Source organism: Serratia sp. OS31 (assembly GCF_014164835.1).
Taxonomy (GTDB): Bacteria; Pseudomonadota; Gammaproteobacteria; order Enterobacterales; family Enterobacteriaceae; genus Serratia; species Serratia liquefaciens_A.
In genome coordinates this window covers 86,974-109,075 of sequence record NZ_JACJFQ010000021.1, presented here as the reverse complement: position 1 = coordinate 109,075, position 22,102 = coordinate 86,974, and the positions used below count along the sequence as shown (strand labels likewise).

At 55.7% G+C, this 22,102-nt stretch carries 23 protein-coding genes; 13 read left to right on the top strand and 10 right to left on the bottom strand.

Translation table 11 applies throughout. From position 1 onward, the window contains the following. A partial coding sequence (locus H5P17_RS17605) for an IS3 family transposase (RefSeq protein ID WP_182824312.1) occupies positions 1-96 on the top strand: 96 nt, incomplete at its 5' end. Positions 97-140: 44 nt separating this feature from the next. Here the strand turns inward: H5P17_RS17605 and H5P17_RS17600 are convergent. The 5 genes from H5P17_RS17600 to H5P17_RS17580 form a co-directional block, all read right to left on the bottom strand. Further along, on the bottom strand, positions 141-350 hold the full coding sequence (locus H5P17_RS17600) for a hypothetical protein (protein WP_044550149.1): 210 nt from the start codon (positions 348-350) through the stop codon (positions 141-143). A gap of 145 nt (positions 351-495) precedes the next feature. Next, positions 496-1,668, bottom strand: a complete 1,173-nt coding sequence (locus H5P17_RS17595; protein WP_182824310.1) for a Gfo/Idh/MocA family protein — start codon at positions 1,666-1,668, stop codon at positions 496-498. A 14-nt stretch (positions 1,669-1,682) separates the two neighbouring features. Next, on the bottom strand, positions 1,683-2,606 hold the full coding sequence (locus H5P17_RS17590; RefSeq protein ID WP_182824308.1) for a TIM barrel protein: 924 nt from the start codon (positions 2,604-2,606) through the stop codon (positions 1,683-1,685). A gap of 207 nt (positions 2,607-2,813) precedes the next feature. Then, a complete protein-coding gene (locus H5P17_RS17585) occupies positions 2,814-3,851 on the bottom strand; it encodes a LacI family DNA-binding transcriptional regulator (protein WP_044550143.1) in 1,038 nt (345 codons plus the stop codon). 112 nt (positions 3,852-3,963) lie between these two features. Beyond that, positions 3,964-4,380, bottom strand: a complete 417-nt coding sequence (locus H5P17_RS17580; RefSeq protein WP_044550141.1) for a DUF2000 domain-containing protein — start codon at positions 4,378-4,380, stop codon at positions 3,964-3,966. A gap of 252 nt (positions 4,381-4,632) precedes the next feature. Between H5P17_RS17580 and H5P17_RS17575 the strand changes: the two genes are divergently transcribed. After that, a complete protein-coding gene (locus tag H5P17_RS17575) occupies positions 4,633-5,844 on the top strand; it encodes a CynX/NimT family MFS transporter (RefSeq protein ID WP_182824307.1) in 1,212 nt (403 codons plus the stop codon). A gap of 211 nt (positions 5,845-6,055) precedes the next feature. Further along, a complete protein-coding gene (locus H5P17_RS17570; protein ID WP_020826483.1) occupies positions 6,056-7,177 on the top strand; it encodes an AI-2E family transporter in 1,122 nt (373 codons plus the stop codon). Positions 7,178-7,260: 83 nt separating this feature from the next. Here H5P17_RS17570 and H5P17_RS17565 read toward each other — a convergent pair whose 3' ends face one another. Together H5P17_RS17565 and icd are read right to left on the bottom strand one after the other, a co-directional pair. Then, positions 7,261-7,659, bottom strand: a complete 399-nt coding sequence (locus H5P17_RS17565) for a hypothetical protein (protein WP_044550131.1) — start codon at positions 7,657-7,659, stop codon at positions 7,261-7,263. 399 nt (positions 7,660-8,058) lie between these two features. After that, positions 8,059-9,312: an NADP-dependent isocitrate dehydrogenase gene (icd, locus tag H5P17_RS17560; protein ID WP_012006449.1), complete on the bottom strand. Its 1,254-nt coding sequence runs from the start codon at positions 9,310-9,312 to the stop codon at positions 8,059-8,061. 132 nt (positions 9,313-9,444) lie between these two features. On the opposite strand from icd, the gene rluE reads away from it, so the two are divergent. From rluE to purB, 6 genes are all read left to right on the top strand, one after another. Beyond that, complete coding sequence (gene rluE / locus H5P17_RS17555) at positions 9,445-10,071, top strand: 23S rRNA pseudouridine(2457) synthase RluE (protein ID WP_182824305.1); 627 nt, start codon at positions 9,445-9,447, stop codon at positions 10,069-10,071. 21 nt (positions 10,072-10,092) lie between these two features. Next, on the top strand, positions 10,093-10,428 hold the full coding sequence (locus tag H5P17_RS17550; RefSeq protein ID WP_182824303.1) for a lysozyme inhibitor LprI family protein: 336 nt from the start codon (positions 10,093-10,095) through the stop codon (positions 10,426-10,428). 9 nt (positions 10,429-10,437) lie between these two features. Further along, positions 10,438-10,884 (top strand): NUDIX hydrolase, encoded by a 447-nt coding sequence (locus H5P17_RS17545; RefSeq protein ID WP_044550010.1) that lies wholly within the window; start codon positions 10,438-10,440, stop codon positions 10,882-10,884. A gap of 95 nt (positions 10,885-10,979) precedes the next feature. Continuing rightward, positions 10,980-12,083 (top strand): tRNA 2-thiouridine(34) synthase MnmA, encoded by a 1,104-nt coding sequence (gene mnmA / locus H5P17_RS17540; protein ID WP_182824301.1) that lies wholly within the window; start codon positions 10,980-10,982, stop codon positions 12,081-12,083. A 2-nt stretch (positions 12,084-12,085) separates the two neighbouring features. Next, the gene (gene hflD / locus H5P17_RS17535) at positions 12,086-12,712 is read left to right on the top strand and encodes a high frequency lysogenization protein HflD (RefSeq protein WP_020826477.1); all 627 of its coding nucleotides are present in this window, start codon (positions 12,086-12,088) and stop codon (positions 12,710-12,712) included. A 22-nt stretch (positions 12,713-12,734) separates the two neighbouring features. After that, on the top strand, positions 12,735-14,105 hold the full coding sequence (gene purB / locus H5P17_RS17530) for an adenylosuccinate lyase (RefSeq protein WP_182824298.1): 1,371 nt from the start codon (positions 12,735-12,737) through the stop codon (positions 14,103-14,105). Positions 14,106-14,150: 45 nt separating this feature from the next. Here purB and H5P17_RS17525 read toward each other — a convergent pair whose 3' ends face one another. The 3 genes from H5P17_RS17525 to H5P17_RS17515 all read right to left on the bottom strand — a co-directional run bounded on the left by H5P17_RS17525 (position 14,151) and on the right by H5P17_RS17515 (position 17,031). Further along, the gene (locus H5P17_RS17525; RefSeq protein ID WP_182824318.1) at positions 14,151-14,852 is read right to left on the bottom strand and encodes a GNAT family N-acetyltransferase; all 702 of its coding nucleotides are present in this window, start codon (positions 14,850-14,852) and stop codon (positions 14,151-14,153) included. Positions 14,853-14,877: 25 nt separating this feature from the next. Continuing rightward, positions 14,878-15,330: a GNAT family N-acetyltransferase gene (locus H5P17_RS17520; protein WP_044550005.1), complete on the bottom strand. Its 453-nt coding sequence runs from the start codon at positions 15,328-15,330 to the stop codon at positions 14,878-14,880. Positions 15,331-15,531: 201 nt separating this feature from the next. Next, a complete protein-coding gene (locus H5P17_RS17515; RefSeq protein ID WP_182824296.1) occupies positions 15,532-17,031 on the bottom strand; it encodes a PLP-dependent aminotransferase family protein in 1,500 nt (499 codons plus the stop codon). 286 nt (positions 17,032-17,317) lie between these two features. Here H5P17_RS17515 and H5P17_RS17510 point away from each other — a divergent pair, with 286 nt between their 5' ends. The 4 genes from H5P17_RS17510 to phoP all read left to right on the top strand — a co-directional run bounded on the left by H5P17_RS17510 (position 17,318) and on the right by phoP (position 22,102). Then, positions 17,318-18,034 carry a gluconate 2-dehydrogenase subunit 3 family protein gene (locus tag H5P17_RS17510; RefSeq protein WP_182824294.1) on the top strand — a complete coding sequence of 239 codons (717 nt, stop codon included), beginning with the start codon at positions 17,318-17,320 and terminating at the stop codon, positions 18,032-18,034. Further along, a complete protein-coding gene (locus H5P17_RS17505) occupies positions 18,035-19,813 on the top strand; it encodes a GMC family oxidoreductase (RefSeq protein WP_182824292.1) in 1,779 nt (592 codons plus the stop codon). Between the two features lie 18 nt (positions 19,814-19,831). Then, positions 19,832-21,112, top strand: a complete 1,281-nt coding sequence (locus H5P17_RS17500; RefSeq protein WP_182824290.1) for a cytochrome c — start codon at positions 19,832-19,834, stop codon at positions 21,110-21,112. Positions 21,113-21,430: 318 nt separating this feature from the next. Next, positions 21,431-22,102, top strand: a complete 672-nt coding sequence (gene phoP / locus H5P17_RS17495; protein ID WP_020826469.1) for a two-component system response regulator PhoP — start codon at positions 21,431-21,433, stop codon at positions 22,100-22,102.

Sequence of the window (22,102 nt, the reverse complement as noted above, 5' to 3'; positions counted from 1 at the left end):
TACAACAACGAACGCATCAAGGTAAAACTAAACGGTCTAAGCCCGGTACAGTACCGGACTCAGGCCATGTTAGCCGCCACGCAAAGTGTCCAATAAATGGGGTTCACTTCACTTGGGCGGTTGAACATCAGCACGAAGATTTACTTCAGCGCTTCCTGAATGGCATCGGCCAGCGGACCAACGTGCTTTTCGGCAGCCTTAAGCTGGAAGTCTACGCCGTTGCCGTCATTGGTGTCGGACAAGGTCGCCTTGATCAGCTCCAGCGCCGCTTGCACCGCTACCAACCTTTTATGCTGATCGTCCGTGATGGGTTTGGAACTCATGGTGGCCGGGTAATATTGCTCTAACATCGTTCTCTCCTTGTGATTACGCTAATAAGTAACTTAACAGAATTTAAAGTTTTATCTAATGAAGCGAACCACAGAATCCCCCATTGCCACTGAGGAAAAGTTGCCGGTAAATCAATCTGGCAGAAAATTACGCCCGTCGAAATGATTACCCAAACTCTACCCAACTGGCACCGGCATCGGCAGAACGCACGCAGTTTTCTACCCAACGCACGCCCATCGCTCCGGCATGCACGTCGGGGTACCAAAAGTCGGTCAGAAACGCCTCGTCGCGCCGGTCGGTAGCGTCCATCGCCAGCGCAAAACGCCTGTAAAGATTTGACCAGGCCTCGAACAGCCCTTCGCAATGACCGCCGCCGATGCGATCGTCCGCCAAGGCCATAGGATCAAGGTAGGACATGCCGCGCTCCAGGATTCGCACCGGTTCGCCCTGCACTTCAAAACGCAATTGGTTAGGCTGCTCGTCCCACCACTCCAGGCTGGCCTTTTCACCCACAATGCGCACCTTTTGGCCATGCATAGAGCCGCTGTTGACGGCCGAACACCACATTGAGCCAACCGCGCCGTTGTCGTACTCCATCAACACATAGGCATTGTCTTCCAGCGGCGCACGGGTTTTGACGAAGCTCTGGCGGCTGCACATTAGCCGTTTGATCTTCAACTGCGGCACCATGGTTTCCGCCAGGAACAGCGGATGGGTAGCCAAATCGCCCAGAACATAGCTGGGGCCGACAAATCGCGGATCCACCCGCCAGCGCGTGCTGGGATTGTCTTGTTCCACCGGCGCGGCGTGGAACCCGTGGGAAAACTGCATGTTGATGATGCGGATCTCACCCAGTTGGCCATCGGCAATCATCTGGCGCGCCTGGAGGATCAGTTGATGCCCGGCATAACCGTAGGTGACCCCGATAATTTTTTGCTGCTTTTGGCTCAGCTCCACCAGGGATTGCGCCTCCTGCGCGGTGAAGCACAGGGGTTTTTCGCACACCACGTGCAGACCGGCTGCCAGCGCCGCCTGGCAAAGAGCGAAATGGGTATTGTTTGGCGTAGCGATGGAAACCGCCTCTATGCCGTCCGCCCTGGCGGCCTCTTCACGGAATAACGTGGCGTAATCCGGATAACAGCGCTCCGCAGCCACGCCCAGGCTTTGCCCAAAGCTGCGCCCGCGCGATTCGTCAATGTCAAACGCGCCGGCCAGCAAGGTGAAAGCGCCGTCGCGCAATGCGGCCGAACGGTGGATATAACCGATTTGGCTGGTGCCGCCGCCGCCGACCATGCCCCAGCGAAGCGATCTTTCCAGAGGCTTAATACCGTTAATCATCTTGTTGCTCCTGATTAAAAACCGACGTTTCGTAAATAGGTGAGGCTTTCCGTTACGTCGCGCAGGCTGCCTTCCACCTGACGCGGATCCCGTTCCTGCTCAATGGTGATCCACCCCTGATAGCCTCGTGCAGCCAATAAATCGCGCACGGCTGGGTAATCAATCGCGCCCTTCCCCAGCGGGCACATAACCCCTTGCGCGCAGGCGCTAAAGAAATCCAGCCCGCGATCCAACAGATTGCGGAACACCTGCGGGTTAACGTCTTTGAAATGCAGATAATCAATCCGGGAGAAGTAGCGCTCGAGCCAGGTGACCGGATCCATGCCGGAGTAGTACAGATGTCCGGTATCCAGACACAATCCCGCAGTGTGGTGCGGGATTTGCGCGGCCAACAGTTCTAGTTCATCAGCGAATTCAATACAGCCCCCGGCGTGCGGGTGTACCACCGGCCGTACCCCATATTCCCGCCAGGCAATCTCGCTGACGGTAATGATATGGCCGATCATCCGGTTCCAATCGGCGGGCTCCAGCCGCGGTGCCTGCTTTGATTGCCCGGCAAATCTGGCCCGTTGCGGATTGCCGAAATCGATGATCACCAGATACGGCGGTGAGAAATAGCCTTCGTTAATGGGCTGCGCCTTGGGCGCCTGCGACAAACTGCGGCAAATGTTGTGAGTCAGCGCCAGGATATGCTCAAAGTTCTGTTCGCTGACCAGATCGTCAAATAGGGTGCCGGCCACCAGCGACAGCGAGTGCCGTTGCAACTCCGCGATCAAGGTCACAGCATCGGTGGGCAGATAGCTCCAGGGCCCCAATTCAATGCTGCGATAACCTGCTGCGCTCGCTTCCTGCAGCACTTTGCTATAAGGCGGTAGGTCAGGATTTTTGGGATCATCCACTCCCCAGCTGCAGGGAGCATTGGCAATAGGCAAGATCATTTTTCATTCCGTTTCGTGGTGGGCGTAGCGCCAGTATCAAACAAAAATTTCAAAATCAACAATGATGGAATTTTCATTTTTTGATGAAGATCGCGTTATTTTTGATAGATAAAATGATATTTTTCTATCAAACATAGGCAGGCCGTGACCTCACGGGAGTGCGGTATTTTTAGCAAGGGAATTGGCTCCCAGGCCGGGAGCCGATAATCAGATATTTTCTTTGGTGATCAGATCAAAACGGTTGATGCAGTGGATGAACCCGGAAACGTCGCCGCTGGCGGCGGAAATAAAGGTGTTGACGATCGAGGCAGCGAACTCCTGGATCCTGTGCCTCAACATCAGATCCAAAGTGCCCTCGATCAACGCCATCTCGCCCCCCTCAACCGGGCCATGACAAATCAGCATGATCTCATGCTGCCTGCCGCTCTCACGCAATGCGGCAATGATCCCCTCCACGCCGCCGCAGGGCGCATACAGGGCGACCAGGTTAGGATGCTGCTCCAGCAGGTCGTGAGTCACTTGCCTGGCACTTTCGGCCTGTTCATGGCCGCGGACCGGCTCAAGCACCCGATGCGTACTTAAATGCTCACGCAGATAGGAACGGAAGCTGCTTTCACAGGTTTCCTGACACTGAAAGCGGTTGTCACCGATGATCACCCCCACTTCGCCCTGCCGCCGGCACAGGCGCTCCACTGCCCAGGCGGCCGTACGGCCGGCCTGTTGATTGTCCAACCCGATATAACCGGCGCGGCAGTGTACCGACAGATCGGACAGCAGCGTGAACACCTTCACGCCCTGGCGAGTGGCTTCTTCAACCGCATAGCGGATCATCGGATTATCCAGCGCAAGCACCCCGATAACATCCACGCTCTGGCTTAACTGCGTAATGGCGGCGGCGGTATCGCTGACCGCGCTAATATCATGAAAAATAAACTGCGGCGGACTCTCGCGATCGTGATAAGGCATAGCCTGCTCCAGCAAGCTTTCCGCCAGCTGCGAGTAGAATGAATGCTCCTTTTTCAGCAGGATAAAACCCATTTTGAGGCGCACGGCAGGCTGTCTGGCGGCTTCAAACAGTCGGTGGGATTTCTCCAGCGCAAAACCCAGCTTTTGTGCCGCGGCTATGACTTTACGCTCCGTTTCCGGCCGCACCGGCGCGCGTTGGTTGATCACTCGATCAACCGTCGCGACACCGACGTGCGCCTCTCTGGCGATGGCTGCCAGCGTCGTTTTTTTGCCTGCCATAATCATTCCCATCACTATTTTGATAGAAACTATCATGGCAGGCAGGTTGAAAGAAAGCCGATGCGGAGTTTATGTGATCGGGCGCGTTAATCACCCAGCGCGGAGGGAAGCCTCAACGGTAAACGGAGAATTTCTTCGTCAGCGGCTTAAGTTGTTCGCTATCCCCGTACAGCGCCACCGCAACGAACTCCAGCTTGTCATACTCGGTATTGGCGGTGTCGGCAATTTGTTGCTCTGCGGAATGGGACAGCATGGTGGTGGTAAAGAAGTTGGCTAACACCCCTTCCTCCTTGCATTTGAGCATCAGATTGCTGAGCTGGCTGCTGTTTTTCGCCTGCAGGATCACGATCGGATAATGGCTCATATTGGCGCTTACGCCTTCGATAGCGCTGGGATAATGGTGGAACTCACGCTGTTCGATCAGATCGGTAATGCCGGCGGTTAAATGGCAGGAAGCGTTAAATAAGGTGGCCGGTTCGTGGTTGCGGTTCAGGATGATATAAAATTTTTTCTCGTTGTCGCTGTACATGTTCTCTCCTTGGATGTTGCCATCAGTGTTACCCAGAGTGGCATTGATGTTCAATGATAACGATCATTGCCAAAAGCCTTTACCGAGATGCCGGGCCGCCAAAGGATCCTGTAATAAGGTGGCAACGGTGGAAACAGGCCTCAGCAAGAAAGCTCGAAATATGCGGTTTCAGCGGCAAACAGAGCCATAATTGAACTGCCGCCCGTCGTGCCTGGGAGCATAGTCTGGTCTTTATCGTCGCTGGAGACCGCCATGTCCGCCATCAAACCTGAAACGCTGAACGCAACCCTCGATACCCCGACCACCCGGTGGCCGGCTATCGTCAATGTAGTGCTCGCCGGTATTGCCGTCGCCCTTCACGTGGGTAAAGCGACCATCGCCTTACCGGAATTGCAACGCGAATTCGGCCGTTCGCTGGAGTCGCTGAGCTGGATCATTTCGGCCTTTCCCTTTATCGGCGTGTTCGGTGGCATCGCCGCCGGCCTGCTGGTGCGCCGTTGGGGCGACCGGCGTTTGTTGGCGTTGGGGTTGGTGATCGTCAGCGCCGCCAGCTTCCTGGGTGCGGCACAGCACGACTTCACCGGTTTGATCGTCACCCGCGCGATTGAAGGGATAGGTTTCGTCATCGTCGTGGTCTCAGCGCCAACCGTGCTAACGCGCGTAGTTTCACCGCAAAAACGTAACCTGGTCTTCAGTATTTGGAGCACCTTTATGCCCGCGGGGATTGCCGTTTCGCTGTTTTTCGGTCCGCATTTCAGCGACTGGCAGCAAAGCTGGATCGCCGGCGGTATCCTCACCCTATTGGCAGCGCTGCTGCTACCGTTAACCACCCCACGAGCCGTTGTCACCACGTCTTCCGCTGTTGCCTTGAAACTGCGTCAGGCCTTTGGCAGCATCCTGCGCGCACGGCAGCCCCTGCTGCTGGCCTTGATATTTACCACCTATAACCTGCAGTTCTTTGCCGTGATGGCCTTTCTGCCGATTTTCCTGATGCAGCGCATCGGGCTGACGCTGGCTGCCGCCGGTGGGATCAGCGCAGCGGTGATAGCCGTCAATATCCTCGGCAATCTTACCGCTGGCATACTGCTTTCGCGCGGTGTGCGGGCCCGAACCCTGCTCGCCGTTGTCAGCCTGCTGATGGGGTTTGCCGGTGCCGGTGTTTTCCTGTCGGTTACGCCGAACGCTTTGCTTATCCCGCTGTGCTTAGTGTTTAGCGCCATTGGCGGCATGATGCCCGCCACCATCCTTGCGGCCACTCCGGCGGCGGCACCCGAGCCTACGCTGATCCCCCTGAGCCTGGGGTTGGTGATGCAAGGCATTTATCTCGGGCAGGTGCTCGGCCCCATCGTGTTGAGCAGCCTTGTCGCCTACGCCGGTTGGTCTGCGCCCGCAGGTATGGTACTGGCCGCCGCGGTACTGGGCAGCATGCTGGCACTGGCGCTAGCGTCGAAAACCAGATCCTAGGCAATGCCTGCCTGGCCAAGTTACCCAACCGACGTTTCATCAACTTAATATCCTCATACTATGAGGCACTATTATTAAGTTTTATTAACTGTTCGCCGATAAAATCCGCTACCTGTTAACCGTTTGTGATGATAGGGTTTATTCTTCAAGAAGTGTCAATGCCGGTGAATACCGAGATTCACCGGCAAAATCTATCATCTGAGGGACGGGTATGATGTCTAAAGGTATTTCAAAGGGATTCTTTCTTCTGATCCTTTTTATCGTTACCGCTGCTTTTATGGACGTCTTGGGTCCCTACTACTCATCTGTACTGTGGGCTATCATCTTGGCGGTGATTTTCCACCCTGTGAAACAAAAACTTAAACAGTATCTGGGCGATCGAAACGGCCTGGTTTCATTGATAACGCTCGCGGTGATCTGTTTGATCGTCTTTACGCCGTTGGCGATCATCGCTTCTTCATTGGCGATTGAACTGAATGTCGTTTACACCAAGCTGCAGACCAATAATACGCAGTTCCCGGTTATTGTTGCCGACACCCTGAAATTGCTCCCCGGATGGGCACGGCATTTTCTGGCGGAGCATAATCTGGACAGCGCCGCGGAAATACAGAAACAGCTTTCCGAAGTGGCACTCAAGGGCGGCCAATACCTGGCCGGCAGCGTCTTTTTGATTGGTAAAGGCACCTTCAACTTCGCCGTGGGTTTTGGCGTCATGCTGTATCTGCTGTTCTTCCTGCTCAAAGACGGCCCTTACCTGGTCAATCTGACGCTCGAAGCCCTGCCGTTATCCCAGCACGTTAAACACCATTTGTTTGTGAAATTCGCTGCCGTGTCACGCGCGACGGTGAAAGGCACGGTGGTGGTGGCCGTGGTGCAAGGTGCGCTTGGCGGTCTGGCGTTTTACTTCACCGGGATCGACGGCAGTCTGCTGTGGGGCGCGTTGATGGCATTCCTGTCCATCATCCCGGCAGTGGGTTCCGCCATTATCTGGGTACCGGCAGCCATCTATTTCTTCGCCACCGGCATGCTGTGGAAAGGCCTGTTCCTGGTCGGTTTCTTCGTGGTGATCATCGGGTTGGTCGACAATATTCTTCGCCCGCTGTTGGTCGGCAAAGACACCAAAATGCCGGACTACCTGATCCTGATATCAACCCTGGGTGGCATGGAGATTTACGGTATCAACGGCTTCGTTATCGGCCCATTGATCGCCGCTCTGTTCATCGCCTGCTGGAATATTCTTTCCGGCCGCGACAGTGCGGAAACCACCGATGAGATCGACGAAGATTTTATCGAGGAAGGCAAGAATCACCCTGACGCCACCAAGGCGGAGTGAATAATAAAAAGTCGTTTTTTGATAGGGCATTACGACTTAATGTAAAAAATACCCCGCATACTGCGGGGTATTTTACGATGGCATCATACCGGTGTAATCAGCCGTGTATAATTTGCCTGAACCGTTGGCCCCCATACACCATCACGTTGCCGCACAGAACCGCCAACGATATTCTGGAACCCGACGCACTCACCATGAACGCAGATGGTCGCACTGAGCAAGGTTCGTTCATTTAACCCATGAGACTGCATATAAATATCGGTTGGTAATGGCTTACCCGCTGCATCGATGGGAATTTCCAACATGCTCACGCTATAGTTACCAAACGATTCCCCCTCGTCGAATTTATATAGTTCAACGTAATTTTTCCAAACTTCCACACCATCAACTTTATAATGACTTTGTAATTCGCTCAGAGATGCTCCCGTATCATCTTCCATTGCAATAGTATCGAATCCAAACTCAACTTTTTGATTGTCCATTATTAATCTCTCTCTGACTTTCCATTTTAATTATCAGGCTACAAACCCGAACCATTGCCGGTACCGACGCAGTCAGTTTATGTAATCTATAGGACATAACGTACTGAATGCCGTTGTTTGGCCTATCAGTAAACATTGGCTTATCTTTGAATGTCCGGATTCTCTTGATGCAGGCCAGGCCCGAGAAATGCAGGCTCACAACCAAAACATCTAAATGAGGCTGGTAATATGGCTAAAATTTTTACGAAAACACTCGCGATAATATATAGGCAGGGCTGGATTGGGTCGTTATTGCCATTTAAATAGGAGAATTTTGTGGGGGGATGATAAAGATTGTAGTTTGCATAATAAAAAACGGGAACCATCAGGCTCCCGTCATCATTTAACGCTAAAACACCATTACATGTGTTTAACGATAGCGTCGCCAAACTCTGAACATTTCAGCAGCTTAGCGCCTTCCATCAGGCGTTCGAAGTCATAGGTCACGGTCTTGGCAGCAATGGCACCTTCCATGCCCTTAACAATCAGGTCAGCCGCTTCGAACCAGCCCATGTGGCGCAGCATCATTTCTGCAGACAGGATGATGGAACCTGGGTTCACTTTGTCCTGGCCGGCATACTTAGGTGCAGTACCGTGGGTGGCTTCGAACAGCGCGCAGTCTGAACCGATGTTGGCGCCAGGTGCGATACCGATACCACCAACCTGTGCGGCCAGGGCGTCGGAGATGTAGTCACCGTTCAGGTTCATACAGGCGATCACGTCGTATTCAGCCGGACGCAGCAGGATTTGCTGCAGGAAGGCATCGGCGATCACGTCTTTTACCACGATCTCTTTACCGGTGTTCGGGTTCTTGATTTTCAGCCATGGGCCGCCGTCGATCAGTTCGCCACCGAACTCTTCACGCGCCAGTTCGTAGCCCCAATCCTTGAAGGCACCTTCGGTGAACTTCATGATGTTGCCTTTGTGAACCAGGGTCACAGAGTCGCGGTCGTTGGTGATCGCGTATTCGATCGCCGCACGTACCAGACGTTTAGTCCCTTCTTCAGAACACGGCTTCACGCCGATACCACATTGCTCTGGGAAGCGGATTTTTTTCACGCCCATTTCGTCACGCAGGAACTTGATCACTTTGTCTGCTTCTGCAGAACCGGCTTTCCACTCGATACCTGCGTAGATGTCTTCGGCGTTTTCGCGGAAGATCACCATGTCGGTCAGCTCTGGTTGCTTAACCGGGCTTGGCGTGCCCTGGTAGTAACGCACCGGACGCAGACACACGTACAGGTCCAGTTGCTGGCGCAGGGCCACGTTCAGGGAGCGAATACCGCCACCGACTGGGGTAGTCAGCGGGCCTTTGATGGCAACGCGGTAGTCACGGATCAGATCCAGGGTTTCTTCCGGCAGCCACACGTCTTTCCCGTAAACGTGAGTGGATTTTTCGCCGGTATAGATTTCCATCCAGGAGATTTTACGTTCGCCGTGGTAGGCCTTTTTCACTGCTGCATCAACCACGTGAATCATAGCAGGGGTAACGTCAACGCCAATGCCGTCGCCTTCGATAAACGGAATGATCGGGTTATTCGGAACAACCAGTTTACCCTGGGCATCGACCGTAATCTTTTTACCTTCTGCCGGAACAACTACTTTGCTTTCCATCAACCTCTCCTTCAAGCGCAATTTTTGTTAATGCTTTGTAAGATGCGTGTAGATACTACTGGAATTTTCAGTCCGCGCCAATCCGAAACGGATTCGGTTATAATGCGCCTATCATCCGTAATCTCAACCGTTATGAAAAAATTCTCTGTTAAAAATCACAAAGTTAAACGATTCAGCAACCCTACCCCCGCCAAACCCGCTGTCGCACAGGGGCCGCGTCGCGTGGTGTTATTCAATAAGCCGTTCGATGTGCTGCCGCAATTTACCGATGAAGCCGGCCGCACCACGCTGAAAGAATTCATTCCGTTTCCCGATGTTTACGCCGCCGGGCGTCTGGATCGCGACAGTGAAGGTTTATTGGTGTTAACCAATGACGGCAAGCTGCAGGCACAGCTCACCCAGCCGGGCAAACGCACCGGCAAAGTCTATTACGTGCAGGTTGAAGGCGCTCCGCAGGAAAGCGACCTGGCGCCATTGCGCAGCGGAATCACGCTCAAAGACGGCCCGACGTTACCGGCAGGGATAGAGCTGGTCGCAGAACCGCAATGGCTGTGGCCGCGCAATCCGCCCATTCGCGAACGCAAGTCGATACCCACCGCCTGGCTGAAAGTCACCCTGTATGAAGGCCGAAATCGCCAGGTGCGTCGCATGACTGCACACATCGGCTTTCCTACCCTGCGGCTGATTCGCTACAGTATGGGTAATCTTTCATTGGGCGAATTGCAGCCCGGTGAATGGAAAACCCTGGACTCACTGTAACCAGCCCGAGGAGCAGCAACGATGAAAACATTAACCGCGCTACTGTTCACCGCCCTGCTTTCGGTTCCGGCCGTTCAGGCCGCCAGTTTTGACTGCGCCAAAGCCATCAGTGCCGACGAAAAGGCCATCTGTGCCAGCCGCACGCTGAGCGACAAAGACGTGGAAATGGCAACCAAGTACCAATTTTTACGGGGTCTGTTCGCCATGGGAGTGCGTGGTGAAATGCAGGACCAGCAGCAACGCTGGCTGGAGCAGCGAAAACTGTGCGGCAGCGACGCCAACTGCCTTGCCGGCAGCTATCAAACCCGCATCGCCGAGCTCGATGACATCTATCAGCACATCAACAAGCCGCTGTAAGGGGCCTTTATGTTTAAGCCGCACGTCACCGTTGCCTGCGTGGTTCACGCCGCCGGCAAATTTTTGATCGTCGAAGAGACAATTAATCACAAGGCGCTCTGGAATCAGCCTGCCGGCCACCTCGAAGCCGACGAAACGCTGGTGCAGGCCGCCGAGCGCGAGCTGTGGGAAGAAACCGGCATCCGCGCCACGCCTCAGTCGTTCCTCAAGCTGCACCAGTGGATCGCGCCGGACAAGACGCCGTTTCTGCGCTTCTGCTTTGTCATCGAACTCGAGCAGCAGTTGCCGACCGAACCGCACGACAGCGATATCGACCGCTGCCTGTGGCTGAGCGCCGACGAGATTTTGCAGGCCCCCAACCTGCGATCCGCACTGGTCGCGGAAAGCCTTCGTTGTTACCAACAGCCGGAGCGTTACCCGCTGTCGCTGGTCAGCAGCTATAACTGGCCGTTCTGAGTTGAATAAGTGCCGTGCGCCGGCGCAGGCAACGTGGTAAAATCCTGCGCTTGTTTTTTATCAGCACGGTTCGTGTTCAAGTTCGTGAGATCCCCATGTCAGACAACAGCCAGAAAAAAGTAATCGTCGGTATGTCCGGCGGCGTCGACTCTTCCGTTACTGCCTATCTGTTACAGCAACAGGGCTATCAGGTCGCTGGGCTGTTTATGAAAAACTGGGAAGAAGACGATGATGAGGAGTACTGCTCCGCAGCGACCGATTTGGCCGATGCGCAGGCGGTATGCGACAAACTCGGCATCGAACTGCATACGGTGAACTTCGCGGCAGAGTACTGGGACAACGTCTTTGAACTGTTCCTGGAAGAGTACAAGGCCGGCCGTACGCCGAACCCGGACATCCTGTGCAATAAAGAAATCAAATTCAAAGCCTTCCTGGAATTTGCCGCCGAAGATCTGGGGGCCGATTTTATCGCCACCGGCCACTACGTGCGCCGCCAGGATGTTGACGGCAAAAGCCGCCTGCTGCGCGGTGTCGACGGCAACAAAGACCAGAGCTATTTCCTCTACACCCTGAGCCACGAACAGGTTGCGCAAAGCCTGTTCCCGGTCGGCGAGCTGGAAAAACCGGAGGTGCGCCGCATCGCCGAACAGCTCGATCTGGTCACCGCCAAGAAAAAAGACTCTACCGGCATCTGCTTTATCGGCGAGCGCAAGTTCCGCGACTTCCTTGGCCGCTATCTGCCCGCGCAACCGGGCCCGATTGTCAGCGTTGACGGTCAGACCGTCGGTGAGCATCAGGGCCTGATGTACCACACCCTGGGCCAGCGTAAAGGGCTGGGCATCGGTGGTATGAAGGACAGCAGTGAAGATCCGTGGTACGTGGTGGACAAAGACGTGGCCAACAACGTGCTGGTGGTCGCCCAGGGGCATGAGCATCCGCGCCTGATGTCAGTCGGGCTGATCGCACAGCAGCTGCATTGGGTCGATCGCCTGCCGCTGAGCGGCCCCTTCCGCTGTACGGTGAAGACCCGTTATCGCCAACAGGACATTCCGTGCACCGTTACCCCGCTTGACGAACAACGCATTGAAGTGCGTTTCGACGAGCCGGTCGCCGCCGTGACGCCAGGCCAGTCTGCCGTGTTCTATCTGGATGAAATCTGCCTCGGTGGCGGCATTATCGAACAGCGTTTACAGGAGTAATCGTGGCGAAGAATTATTATGACATTACGCTGGCCATGGCTGGAATCAGCCAGGCAGCGCTTATGGTCCAGCAGTTGGCGCACGAAGGCCAATGCGATCGTGAAGCTTTCCATACTTCGCTCAATAGCCTGTTGCAGATGGACCCCTCTTCCACGCTGGCAGTGTTCGGCGGGGAAGAGCGCAATCTGAAGGTGGGCCTCGAGACGCTGATGAGCGTGCTCAATGCCAACAATAAAGGCTTGGGTGCCGAACTGACCCGCTACACCATCAGCCTGATGGTGCTGGAGCGCAAGCTCAACGCTAACAAACAGGCGATGAATCAGCTTGGCGAACGCCTCGGCCAGTTAGAGCGCCAACTGGCACATTTTGATCTGGAATCGGACACTATTATCAGTGCGCTGGCCGGCATTTATGTCGACGTGGTCAGCCCGCTCGGGCCGCGTATCCAGGTGACCGGCTCGCCGGCCATTCTGCAAAATCCGCAGGTACAGGCCAAGGTTCGCGCCACGCTGCTGGCCGGCATCCGTGCCGCCGTACTGTGGCAACAGGTTGGCGGCAGCCGCCTGCAGTTAATGTTTTCCCGTAATCGTCTGTTTAAACAGGCGCAAAATATCGTTGCTCATTGTTAATCGATCCCAGGAGTTGCTACCGATGGAATTATCCTCACTGACCGCCGTCTCACCCGTTGATGGACGCTACGGTGATAAAGTCAGCGCACTGCGCGCCATTTTCAGCGAATACGGTCTGCTGAAATTCCGCGTGCAGGTTGAAGTACGTTGGCTGCAAAAACTGGCCACCTGTGCAGAAATCAAAGAAGTTCCGGCTTTTGACGCCGACGCAAACGCTTTCCTCGACAAGATCGTCGCGGAATTCAGCGAAGAAGACGCGCAGCGCATCAAGACCATCGAACGCACCACCAACCACGACGTGAAAGCGGTTGAGTATTTCCTGAAAGAAAAAGTGGAGGCGATCCCTGCTCTGCAGGCGGTGTCCGAGTTTATCCACTTTGCCTGTACCTCAGAAGACATCAATAACCTTTCGCATGCGCTGATGCTGCAAACTGCGCGTCAGGATGTGGTGCTGCCGTACTGGCGCAAAATCATCGATTCTATCAAGGGCCTGGCGCTGGAATACCGCGATATTCCGCTGCTGTCCCGCACCCACGGTCAGCCGGCAACCCCGTCAACCGTCGGTAAAGAATTCGCCAACGTGGCCTACCGCATGGAACGTCAGTTCCGTCAGCTGGAGCGCGTGGAGATCATGGGTAAAATCAACGGTGCAGTCGGCAACTATAACGCCCACATCGTCGCTTACCCGGAAGTGGACTGGCATGCGTTCAGCGAAGACTTCGTGACTTCACTGGGCATTACCTGGAACCCGTACACCACCCAAATCGAACCGCACGACTACATTGCCGAGCTGTTTGACTGCGTGGCGCGTTTCAACACCATTCTGATCGACTTCGACCGTGATATCTGGGGTTACATCGCCCTGAATCATTTCAAGCAGAAGACCATCGCCGGTGAGATCGGCTCTTCCACCATGCCGCACAAGGTCAACCCAATCGACTTCGAAAACTCCGAAGGCAACCTGGGCCTGTCTAACGCGGTGTTGGGCCACCTGGCCAGCAAACTGCCGATATCGCGCTGGCAGCGTGACCTGACTGACTCCACCGTGCTGCGTAACCTGGGCGTGGGCCTGGGCTATGCGTTGATCGCCTATCAGGCGACCATGAAAGGCATCAGCAAGCTGGAAGTGAACCAGGCGCACCTGCTGGACGAGCTGGATCACAACTGGGAAGTGCTGGCCGAGCCGATCCAGACCGTGATGCGTCGTTACGGTATCGAAAAGCCTTATGAAAAGCTGAAAGAGCTGACCCGAGGCAAACGCGTGGATGCCGCCGGCATGCAGGCATTTATCGATGGTCTGGCACTGCCGGAAGAAGAGAAAACCCGTCTGAAAGCCATGACCCCGGCAAACTACATTGGCCGCGCGGCGACCATGGTCGATGAGCTGAAATAAGCGTTTTGTTCCGATAGCAAACAGGCGGCCTTTTGGCCGCCTCTTTTATTTTTGTGGCATGAAATCCTGCAGGCGTTTTATCTGCTGCCCTTGCGCATTGAAATTATCGGGACTCAACCACTGCTCGAACCCCGCCTTGATTGCCGGCCAACGGTCAGCGGTAATGGCAAACCAGTCGGTATCCCGGCTGCGGCCTTTGGTGATCACCGCATAGCGGAAAGTCCCCTCATGCAGGAAGCCAAATCTCGCCGCCGCCTGTTTGGAAGGCGCGTTGTGACTGTCGCACTTCCACTCGCACCGGCGATAGCCCAAATCCTCGAACAGGTGCCGCAACATCAGATAAATCGCCTCGGTGGCGCTGGAGCGCTGTTTCATCGCCGGTGACCAACTGACGTGACCAATCTCAGCCACGCCATTAGCTTCGTCGATACGCATATAGGCTACCGTCCCGACCGGTGCCTGGCTGACGTTGTCAAACACCGTCAGATTCACCAGCGTCGCGTTCGCCTGTAAGGTGTTCAGATGCTGCAACATCGCCGCAGGGCTCTCAGGCCGTTCTATCGATAAATAAGTCCAGTCCCGCCCGTCCACCGCCTGCTGGAAAGCGCTGAACAAAGCCGCATAATCCCGCTGCGGTTCAAGTTGCTTCAGACAGCAAAAGCGTCCGTTAAGCGTCTCGCCCGCAGGGCGCTTCGCCGCCTGCCAATCGGATAATGGCTCGCCTGTCGGCTGCCCGAATTGATTGATCACCCTAACCCCCTACAGCCTGCCGTTAACGGTTATAAACGATGAATGAGCTTCTCTGACCGATTTTGTCGTACAGCGACCGCGCCGGGGCGTTATATTCCTGCGTCATCCAATAAACTCTGTCGCTGCCCTTTTCATCCGCCAACTGATAGGCCTGTTCAAAGAGTTTTTCGGACACTTTCTTGCCGCGCCCCGCCGGCGAAACGTAAAGATCTTCAATATAACAATAACCGGCCGAGCTCCAGGTTGAAGGGTGGAAAATGAGATGCATGAACCCAAGCAGGTTGCCGTTTCTGTCTTCCGCCACCAGGCCGTAGACCTGTTGATCCTCGCACAAACGCTCAAAGGTATGATCGGTAACCTGCGCCGAAACATCCGCACGGTAAAAATGGAGATACCCCTGCCACAGTTCCAACCACTGCGGCTTATCGGCGTTTTGTATTTTACGTACTGCTAATTCATGACTTATTGGGAGCATAGTGCCTCACTGGTATTAATAAAATGGTATTCCCGCTGCCTTTCAAGCCACCTTAAAGGCGGGGGCGATCAAGGCGTCATCGGGGCTTTTTCTGAGAAAAAATAACGTAATACCAGCAGGATACCCGCACCATCGCGAACTGAATACAGACCAATTAATAACAGTGAACAGACCAATTTTGATGTGCAACCGCCGTCGGAACTAAGACGACAGCGCGCTGAAAATAGAAGATAACTTTTTGACGAATCTTACAATCTCGTCTGGGGAATAAGCGGCAAAACCCAGTACCAGCGCCCCCTCCGTGGGTTGCCCGGTATAAAAATCGATCAGGCCATAGACCTTCATCCCCTGGGCGGCGGCGGCCTGAATCAGGCGCCGTTCAGTTGCCGCGTCGGCCACCGGACAAACCAGTTGCAACCCGCCCTGCGGCAAACGCGGCTGAGTCCAGGCGCCAAGATGCTGATGAACCGCTGCATGCAAGATCTTCAGCCGGGCCTGATAGGTTTTGCGCATATTCCTTAAATGTTCGGTATGAAAATCTTCATGAATAAATTTGAATAGCGTCATTTGCGGCAGCGCGGAAGTATAACCATCCTGGAATTGCTTGGCGGCGACCATAGGCTTAATCAACTGCGGCGGAACGATAAGAAAACCGATGCGCAACCCCGGGAATAGCGTCTTGCTGAAAGTGCCGATATACAAAGTTCGTTGGTATTGATCCAACCCCTGCAGCGATGCCCTGGTCAGGCCGTCGTAATTGAACTCGGAATCGTAGTCGTCTTCAATAATCCAGGCTTTTTCACGGTGCGCCCAGGCCAACAGCTTTAACCTTCGGTCAATACTGAGCGAATGCCCCAACGGATAATGATGGGATGGCGTGATGTAAACGCCCCGCCCGCCCGCTTCTTCCCGAATCAATGCATCGATATCCAGACCGGATTGATCTACCCCAATCGGTTGGGCGAGTAAACCTGCCGACTGAACCAGTTTTTTGGCGCCCTGGTAGCCCGGCTCTTCCACGAACACCCGGTCGCCAGGATTAAACAACACCTGCGTACACAGCGAGAGCGCCTGCTGTGAACTGGTCACCACAATCACCTGCTCCGCGCTGGCCTTCACGCCCCTTTCGCGCCGTAAATAGTCAATGATCTCCTCCCGCAGTTCCACCAGCCCCTGAGGATCGGCGTACCCCAGCAGGCGCTCGGCCCCCTGTCGCACCGCCTGCCTTTCCAACTGCAACCAACTATCGATGGGAAACAGCCGTAAATCGGGCACGGAAGGCGTCAGCGAGTCGCTTCGACTGGTGTGCGGAGTATGGGCTGCCAGCAGCAAGGAACGGCCATGCACACTCAGTTCCGACTCAGCCAGTTGAGCGCTCCCGGCCGGGTTTTCAGCCAACAGTTCGCGGCCAATCAGGGTATTTTGCTGGTAGCTGACAAAACTGCCGCGCCCCACCGCGCGGGCAATATAGCCTTCGGCCTCCAGTTGGGCATAAGTCAGTTCAACCGTATCGCGCGAAACCGCCAGCCGGGCTGCCAGCACACGGCTGGGCGGCAGTTTTGCCAGATAGTCCAGCTCCCCCGCCGTCACCAGTTGCTTGATGGTCAGATGCAGCGCGGCTTTTCGCGTCATGCCTTGGCGTAAATGCCGATTGAAGGTGGCCTGGATCATATCCGGCCGGCTGTCACTGCTGTGCTTCATGCTGCTCCGGGTCGAAGGTCTGCCGCAGACAAACCCGCGGTATGTATGTTGATAAGTTGATCTAAATCAACTTAATTGTGAACAAAATGTTTTGAAACAGATCATCGATTGTTTCGTTCAGTTCGCCAGCCCTACACTGAAACAACCATACCAGTAGCCTGCTACTTATATGGCTATTTATGATTCATTTACCCTTCCCCGCCTGTTTACCGCTGCTGGAGAGCCGCGGCGTAGGCCGTTATTGCCTGCGCAGGCATTTATTGTGAAGCATGTTCAAGGTGGAATTATGTCACAACAGCACGACGCTACGCCGCCCCGGCGTAACTTTCTAAAAAAGACCCTGGCTTTAATCCCGCTGGCGGCCGCCGGCAGCAGCATTATGGCGCTGGAAGCCAAGGCGGCGCCTGCCCCCGGCGTATCGAGCCACTATGTCCCGGTCTATTTCAACGGTGACGAATGGCGTTTTCTGCTGGCCGCCTGCGACCGGCTGATCCCGACGGACGCTAACGGCCCCGGAGCTGTGGATCAGGGCGTACCAATATTTATCGACCGACAAATGGAAACGCCCTACGGCCACGGCGGACTGTGGTACATGCATCCGCCCTTCGTTCCTTCCCCACCGGAGCTGGGCTATCAGTCCAAGCTGACGCCGCGCGAGACTTACCGCATCGGTATCCGTGAAGTTAATGCGCACTGCCATCGGCAGTTTCAAAAGGTGTTTGCCGAACTCGGACACGCCGAGCAGGAACAGCTGCTGACGGCGCTGGAGCACGGCCAAATCGATTCGGAAGCCCTGCCCGGCAAGGCATTTTTCGACCAGTTGCTGACCAACACCAAAGAAGGCTATCTGGCCGATCCGGTGCATGGCGGCAACCAGACGTTAGCGTCCTGGAAGCTGATTGGTTTCCCCGGCGCACGCGCGGATTACACCGATTGGGTCAATCGCCCCAATCAGCCTTATCCCCTCGGCCCGGTCAGTATTTCAAGCAAAAGGAATGCCTAAATGAGCACAATTAAAAAACCACCGGTAGACGTGGTTATCGTCGGGTTTGGCTGGACCGGCGCCATAATGGGGATGGAATTGACCGAAAGCGGCCTGAGCGTGCTGGCGCTGGAGCGCGGTGAGCAGCGTGAAACCTACCCGGACTTTGCCTATCCGCGCATTGCCGACGAACTGACCTACGGCATTCGCCTGAAACTGGCACAGGAAATGGCGCATGAGACGGTGACGGTGCGCCACACCCCGGCAGAGTTTGCCGTACCCTACCGCCAGCTCGGGTCTTTTCTGCCCGGCAACGGCGTCGGCGGTGCCGGCGTGCACTGGAACGGCATGCACTGGCGAGCCTTGCCATCCGACTTAAAGCTGCACACCACCCTCAATGAAAAGTACGGGGCCAAATGGATCCCGGAAGGCATGACGCTGCAGGATTATCCGCTGAGTTATCAGGAGCTGGAGCCTTACTTCGACAAGTTCGAAAAAGTGTGCGGCACTTCCGGCCGAGCCGGCAACCTGCAGGGGAATATCATCAAGGGAGGCAATCCGTTTGAAGGGCCACGTGCCAGCGAATACCCGACGCCGGCGCTGAAACAGCTCTATTCAGGTTCGCTGTTCGGCAAGGCCGCCGAATCTCTGGGCTATCACCCGTTCGCCATCCCCGCCGCCAACTGCTCCGAGCCCTATACCAATCCTTACGGCGTGCAGCTTGGCCCCTGTAACTTTTGCGGTTACTGCGAGCGCTTCGGCTGCTTTATGTACTCCAAGGCTTCGCCGCAAACCACCATATTGCCGGTACTGACCCAGCGCAAAAACTTTGAGCTGCGCACCCAGTCGCAGGTGATCAAAGTGAATCTGGACAGCACCGGTAAGAAAGCCACCGGCGTCACCTACATCAACGCCCAGGGGCAAGAGGTGGAACAACCGGCCGATCTGGTGATCCTCAGCGCCTTCCAACTGCATAACGTTCGCCTGCTGCTGTTGTCCGGCATCGGCAAACCTTACGATCCGGTGACCGGTGAAGGCGTGGTCGGCAAGAACTACGCCTATCAGATGAACAGCGGTATCTCGTTGTTTTACGACCAGAATACGCACTTCAATCCGTTTATCGGCGCAGGCGCGGCCGGCACGGTGATCGACGATCTGAACGGTGAGAACTTCGATCATGCCGATTTGGGCTTTATCGGCGGTGCCTACATTTCTGCCACCCGCACCGGTGGCCGACCTATCCAGCAAATGATGCTGCCGCCGGGCTCGCCTGCCTGGGGCGGTGGCTGGAAACAGAGCATCAGGGACAACTACCCGCACTCGATGAGCATCGGCTCCGAAGGCTCAGTGATGCCGTACCGGGATTGCTATCTGGATCTGGACCCGACCTACAAGGACGGCTACGGCCTGCCGCTGCTGCGCATGACCTTTGACTGGAAAGACAATGAAATCAAAATGACACAGCACATCACCAGCAAAGTGGTGAATATCGCCAATGCCATGAACCCCAAACAGATAGCGGTATCGGTGAAAAAAACCGGCGATCATTACGATGTGCGCCCCTACCAGTCGACTCACACCACCGGCGGCGCCATTACCGGCGATAACCCGACCACCAGCGTGGTGAATAAATACCTGCAGTGTTGGGATGTCCCTAACGTGTTCGTCACCGGCGCCTGTGCCTTTCCGCAGAACCTGGCCTACAACCCCACCGGCATCGTCGGGGCGCTGGCCTATTATTCGGCCGAGGCGATCCGCACGCAGTATTTAAAAAACCCCGGTCCGCTGGTTCAGGCCTGATAGCATAAGGAGCTTCACATGAAAGGATTTACCCCCTCGCTGCTGGCGCTGTTGATGCTGGGCACCGCGACGGTACAGGCGGCCGACGACCCGCAATTGGCCGCCCGGCTCCTGCACGGGGAATACCTGGCTCGCGTCGGCGACTGCGCCGCCTGCCACACGGCCCCTGGCGGTGCGCCCTTTGCCGGCGGCCTGAAAATGACCACCCCGGTGGGCGCCATCTACTCCACCAACATCACCCCGGACCAACAGACCGGCATTGGCGAATACAGCCTGCAGGAGTTCAGCGACGCTTTGCGTAAAGGTGTCGCCCGCGACGGCACCCGACTCTACCCGGCGATGCCCTATCCCTCTTTTGCCAAAATCAGCGATGAGGATGTGCGCGATTTATACCTGTATTTCACCCATCAGGTTCAGCCCGTAGCTCAACAGAATAAAGACAGCGATATTCCCTGGCCGCTGAATATGCGTTGGCCTCTGGCAATGTGGGATCTGGTGTTCCGAGAGGACGGAACTTATCAGCCGGATGCCACCCAAAGCGCCGAATGGAACCGCGGTGCCTATCTGGTACAGGGGCTGGGCCACTGCGGAACCTGCCATACGCCGCGCGGTATTGGCTTCCAGGAAAAGGCGCTCAACCAAAGTGACAGCGCCTATCTGAGTGGCGGCACGCTGGAAGGCTGGCATGCTGCCAACCTGAGAGCGGATACGGTAAGCGGTTTGGGGAGCTGGAGTGAGCAGGACATCACCCGCTTCCTGAAGACCGGCCACAACAACCGATTTGCCGCTTTCGGCTCGATGGTGGACGTGGTTCAGGACAGCACGCAATACCTGAGTGATACCGACCTGCGTGCCATCGCCGGCTATCTGCAATCGTTAAGGGCGGATAATCAAGAGAAGCCGTTGCGGCAAAACGGCGCAACGGCTTCTCTGCTGGCAAACGGCGATGTCGGCCGCCCCGGCGCCCAAGCCTACCTGGATAACTGCGCCGCCTGCCACCGCAGCGACGGGCAGGGCTATCGCGACACCTTCCCGCAGTTGGCGCACAATCCGGCGCTGTTAAGCGATGACCCGTCCTCGCTAATCAGCATTATTCTCAACGGGTCCCGTACGCCAATCACCGTCGGCGCCCCCACCGGATTGACCATGCCGGACTTTGGCTGGCGGTTGAACGACGAGCAAATTGCCCAGCTTGCGACTTTCGTCCGCAGCAGCTGGGGCAATCGTGCGCCGCCGGTCACCGCCGCCGAGGTGCAGGAAATCCGCAAAAACAGCGCCAGTAAACCGCCCCGTCCTTAACATTCGCGGGCCCGCCAGCCGGGCCCCGAACCCGTTTCGCAGCCGCTTCCGTTTAAGTTTGGTTTAACTTTGCCTCCGCATTGTTTATCCTGCGTTTATTTGATGTTGCCGATAATAACGGCGAACAAAATTTCGATAGCGCTTATGCTCACCAGGCGCCGCGTACCTTGCGGTAAAAGCCGGTTATACCTACCATAACGTCAATATCACGATCGGATGGCCAAGGTTGACGCACGCTATCCCTCACACGCTGCTGAGCGTGTTACCTTTACTGCGTGGGTGACAGGATGTTCACCCGCCGATCCACAGGAGTTCGCCATGCGAGTACTGGTTGTTGAAGATAACGGTTTATTACGTCACCACCTCTCCGTCCAGATGCGTGAAATGGGTCACCAGGTTGATGCGGCGGAAGATGCCAAGGAAGCCGATTATTTCCTTCAGGAACATGCGCCGGATATCGCCATTGTCGATCTCGGCCTGCCGGGTGAAGACGGCCTGAGCCTGATCCGCCGCTGGCGCGCCCACCAAATGAAGCTGCCAATCCTGGTGCTGACCGCACGTGAAAGCTGGCAGGACAAAGTGGCGGTGCTGGAAGCCGGTGCCGACGACTATGTGACCAAGCCGTTCCATCTGGAAGAAGTGATTGCCCGCATGCAGGCACTGATGCGCCGTAACAGCGGCTTGGCCTCTCAGGTGATCGTATTGCCTCCGTTCCAAATCGACCTTTCGCGCCGCGAGCTGAGCGTCAACGAACAGCAGATCAAACTGACCGCGTTCGAATACACCATCATCGAAACCTTAATCCGCAACGCCGGCAAAGTGGTCAGCAAAGACTCGCTGATGTTGCAGCTGTACCCGGATGCCGAACTGCGTGAAAGCCACACTATCGACGTACTGATGGGGCGTTTGCGTAAAAAGTTGCAGGCCGAGTACCCACAGGAAGTGATCACCACGGTTCGTGGTCAGGGCTATCGTTTTGATGCGAAATGA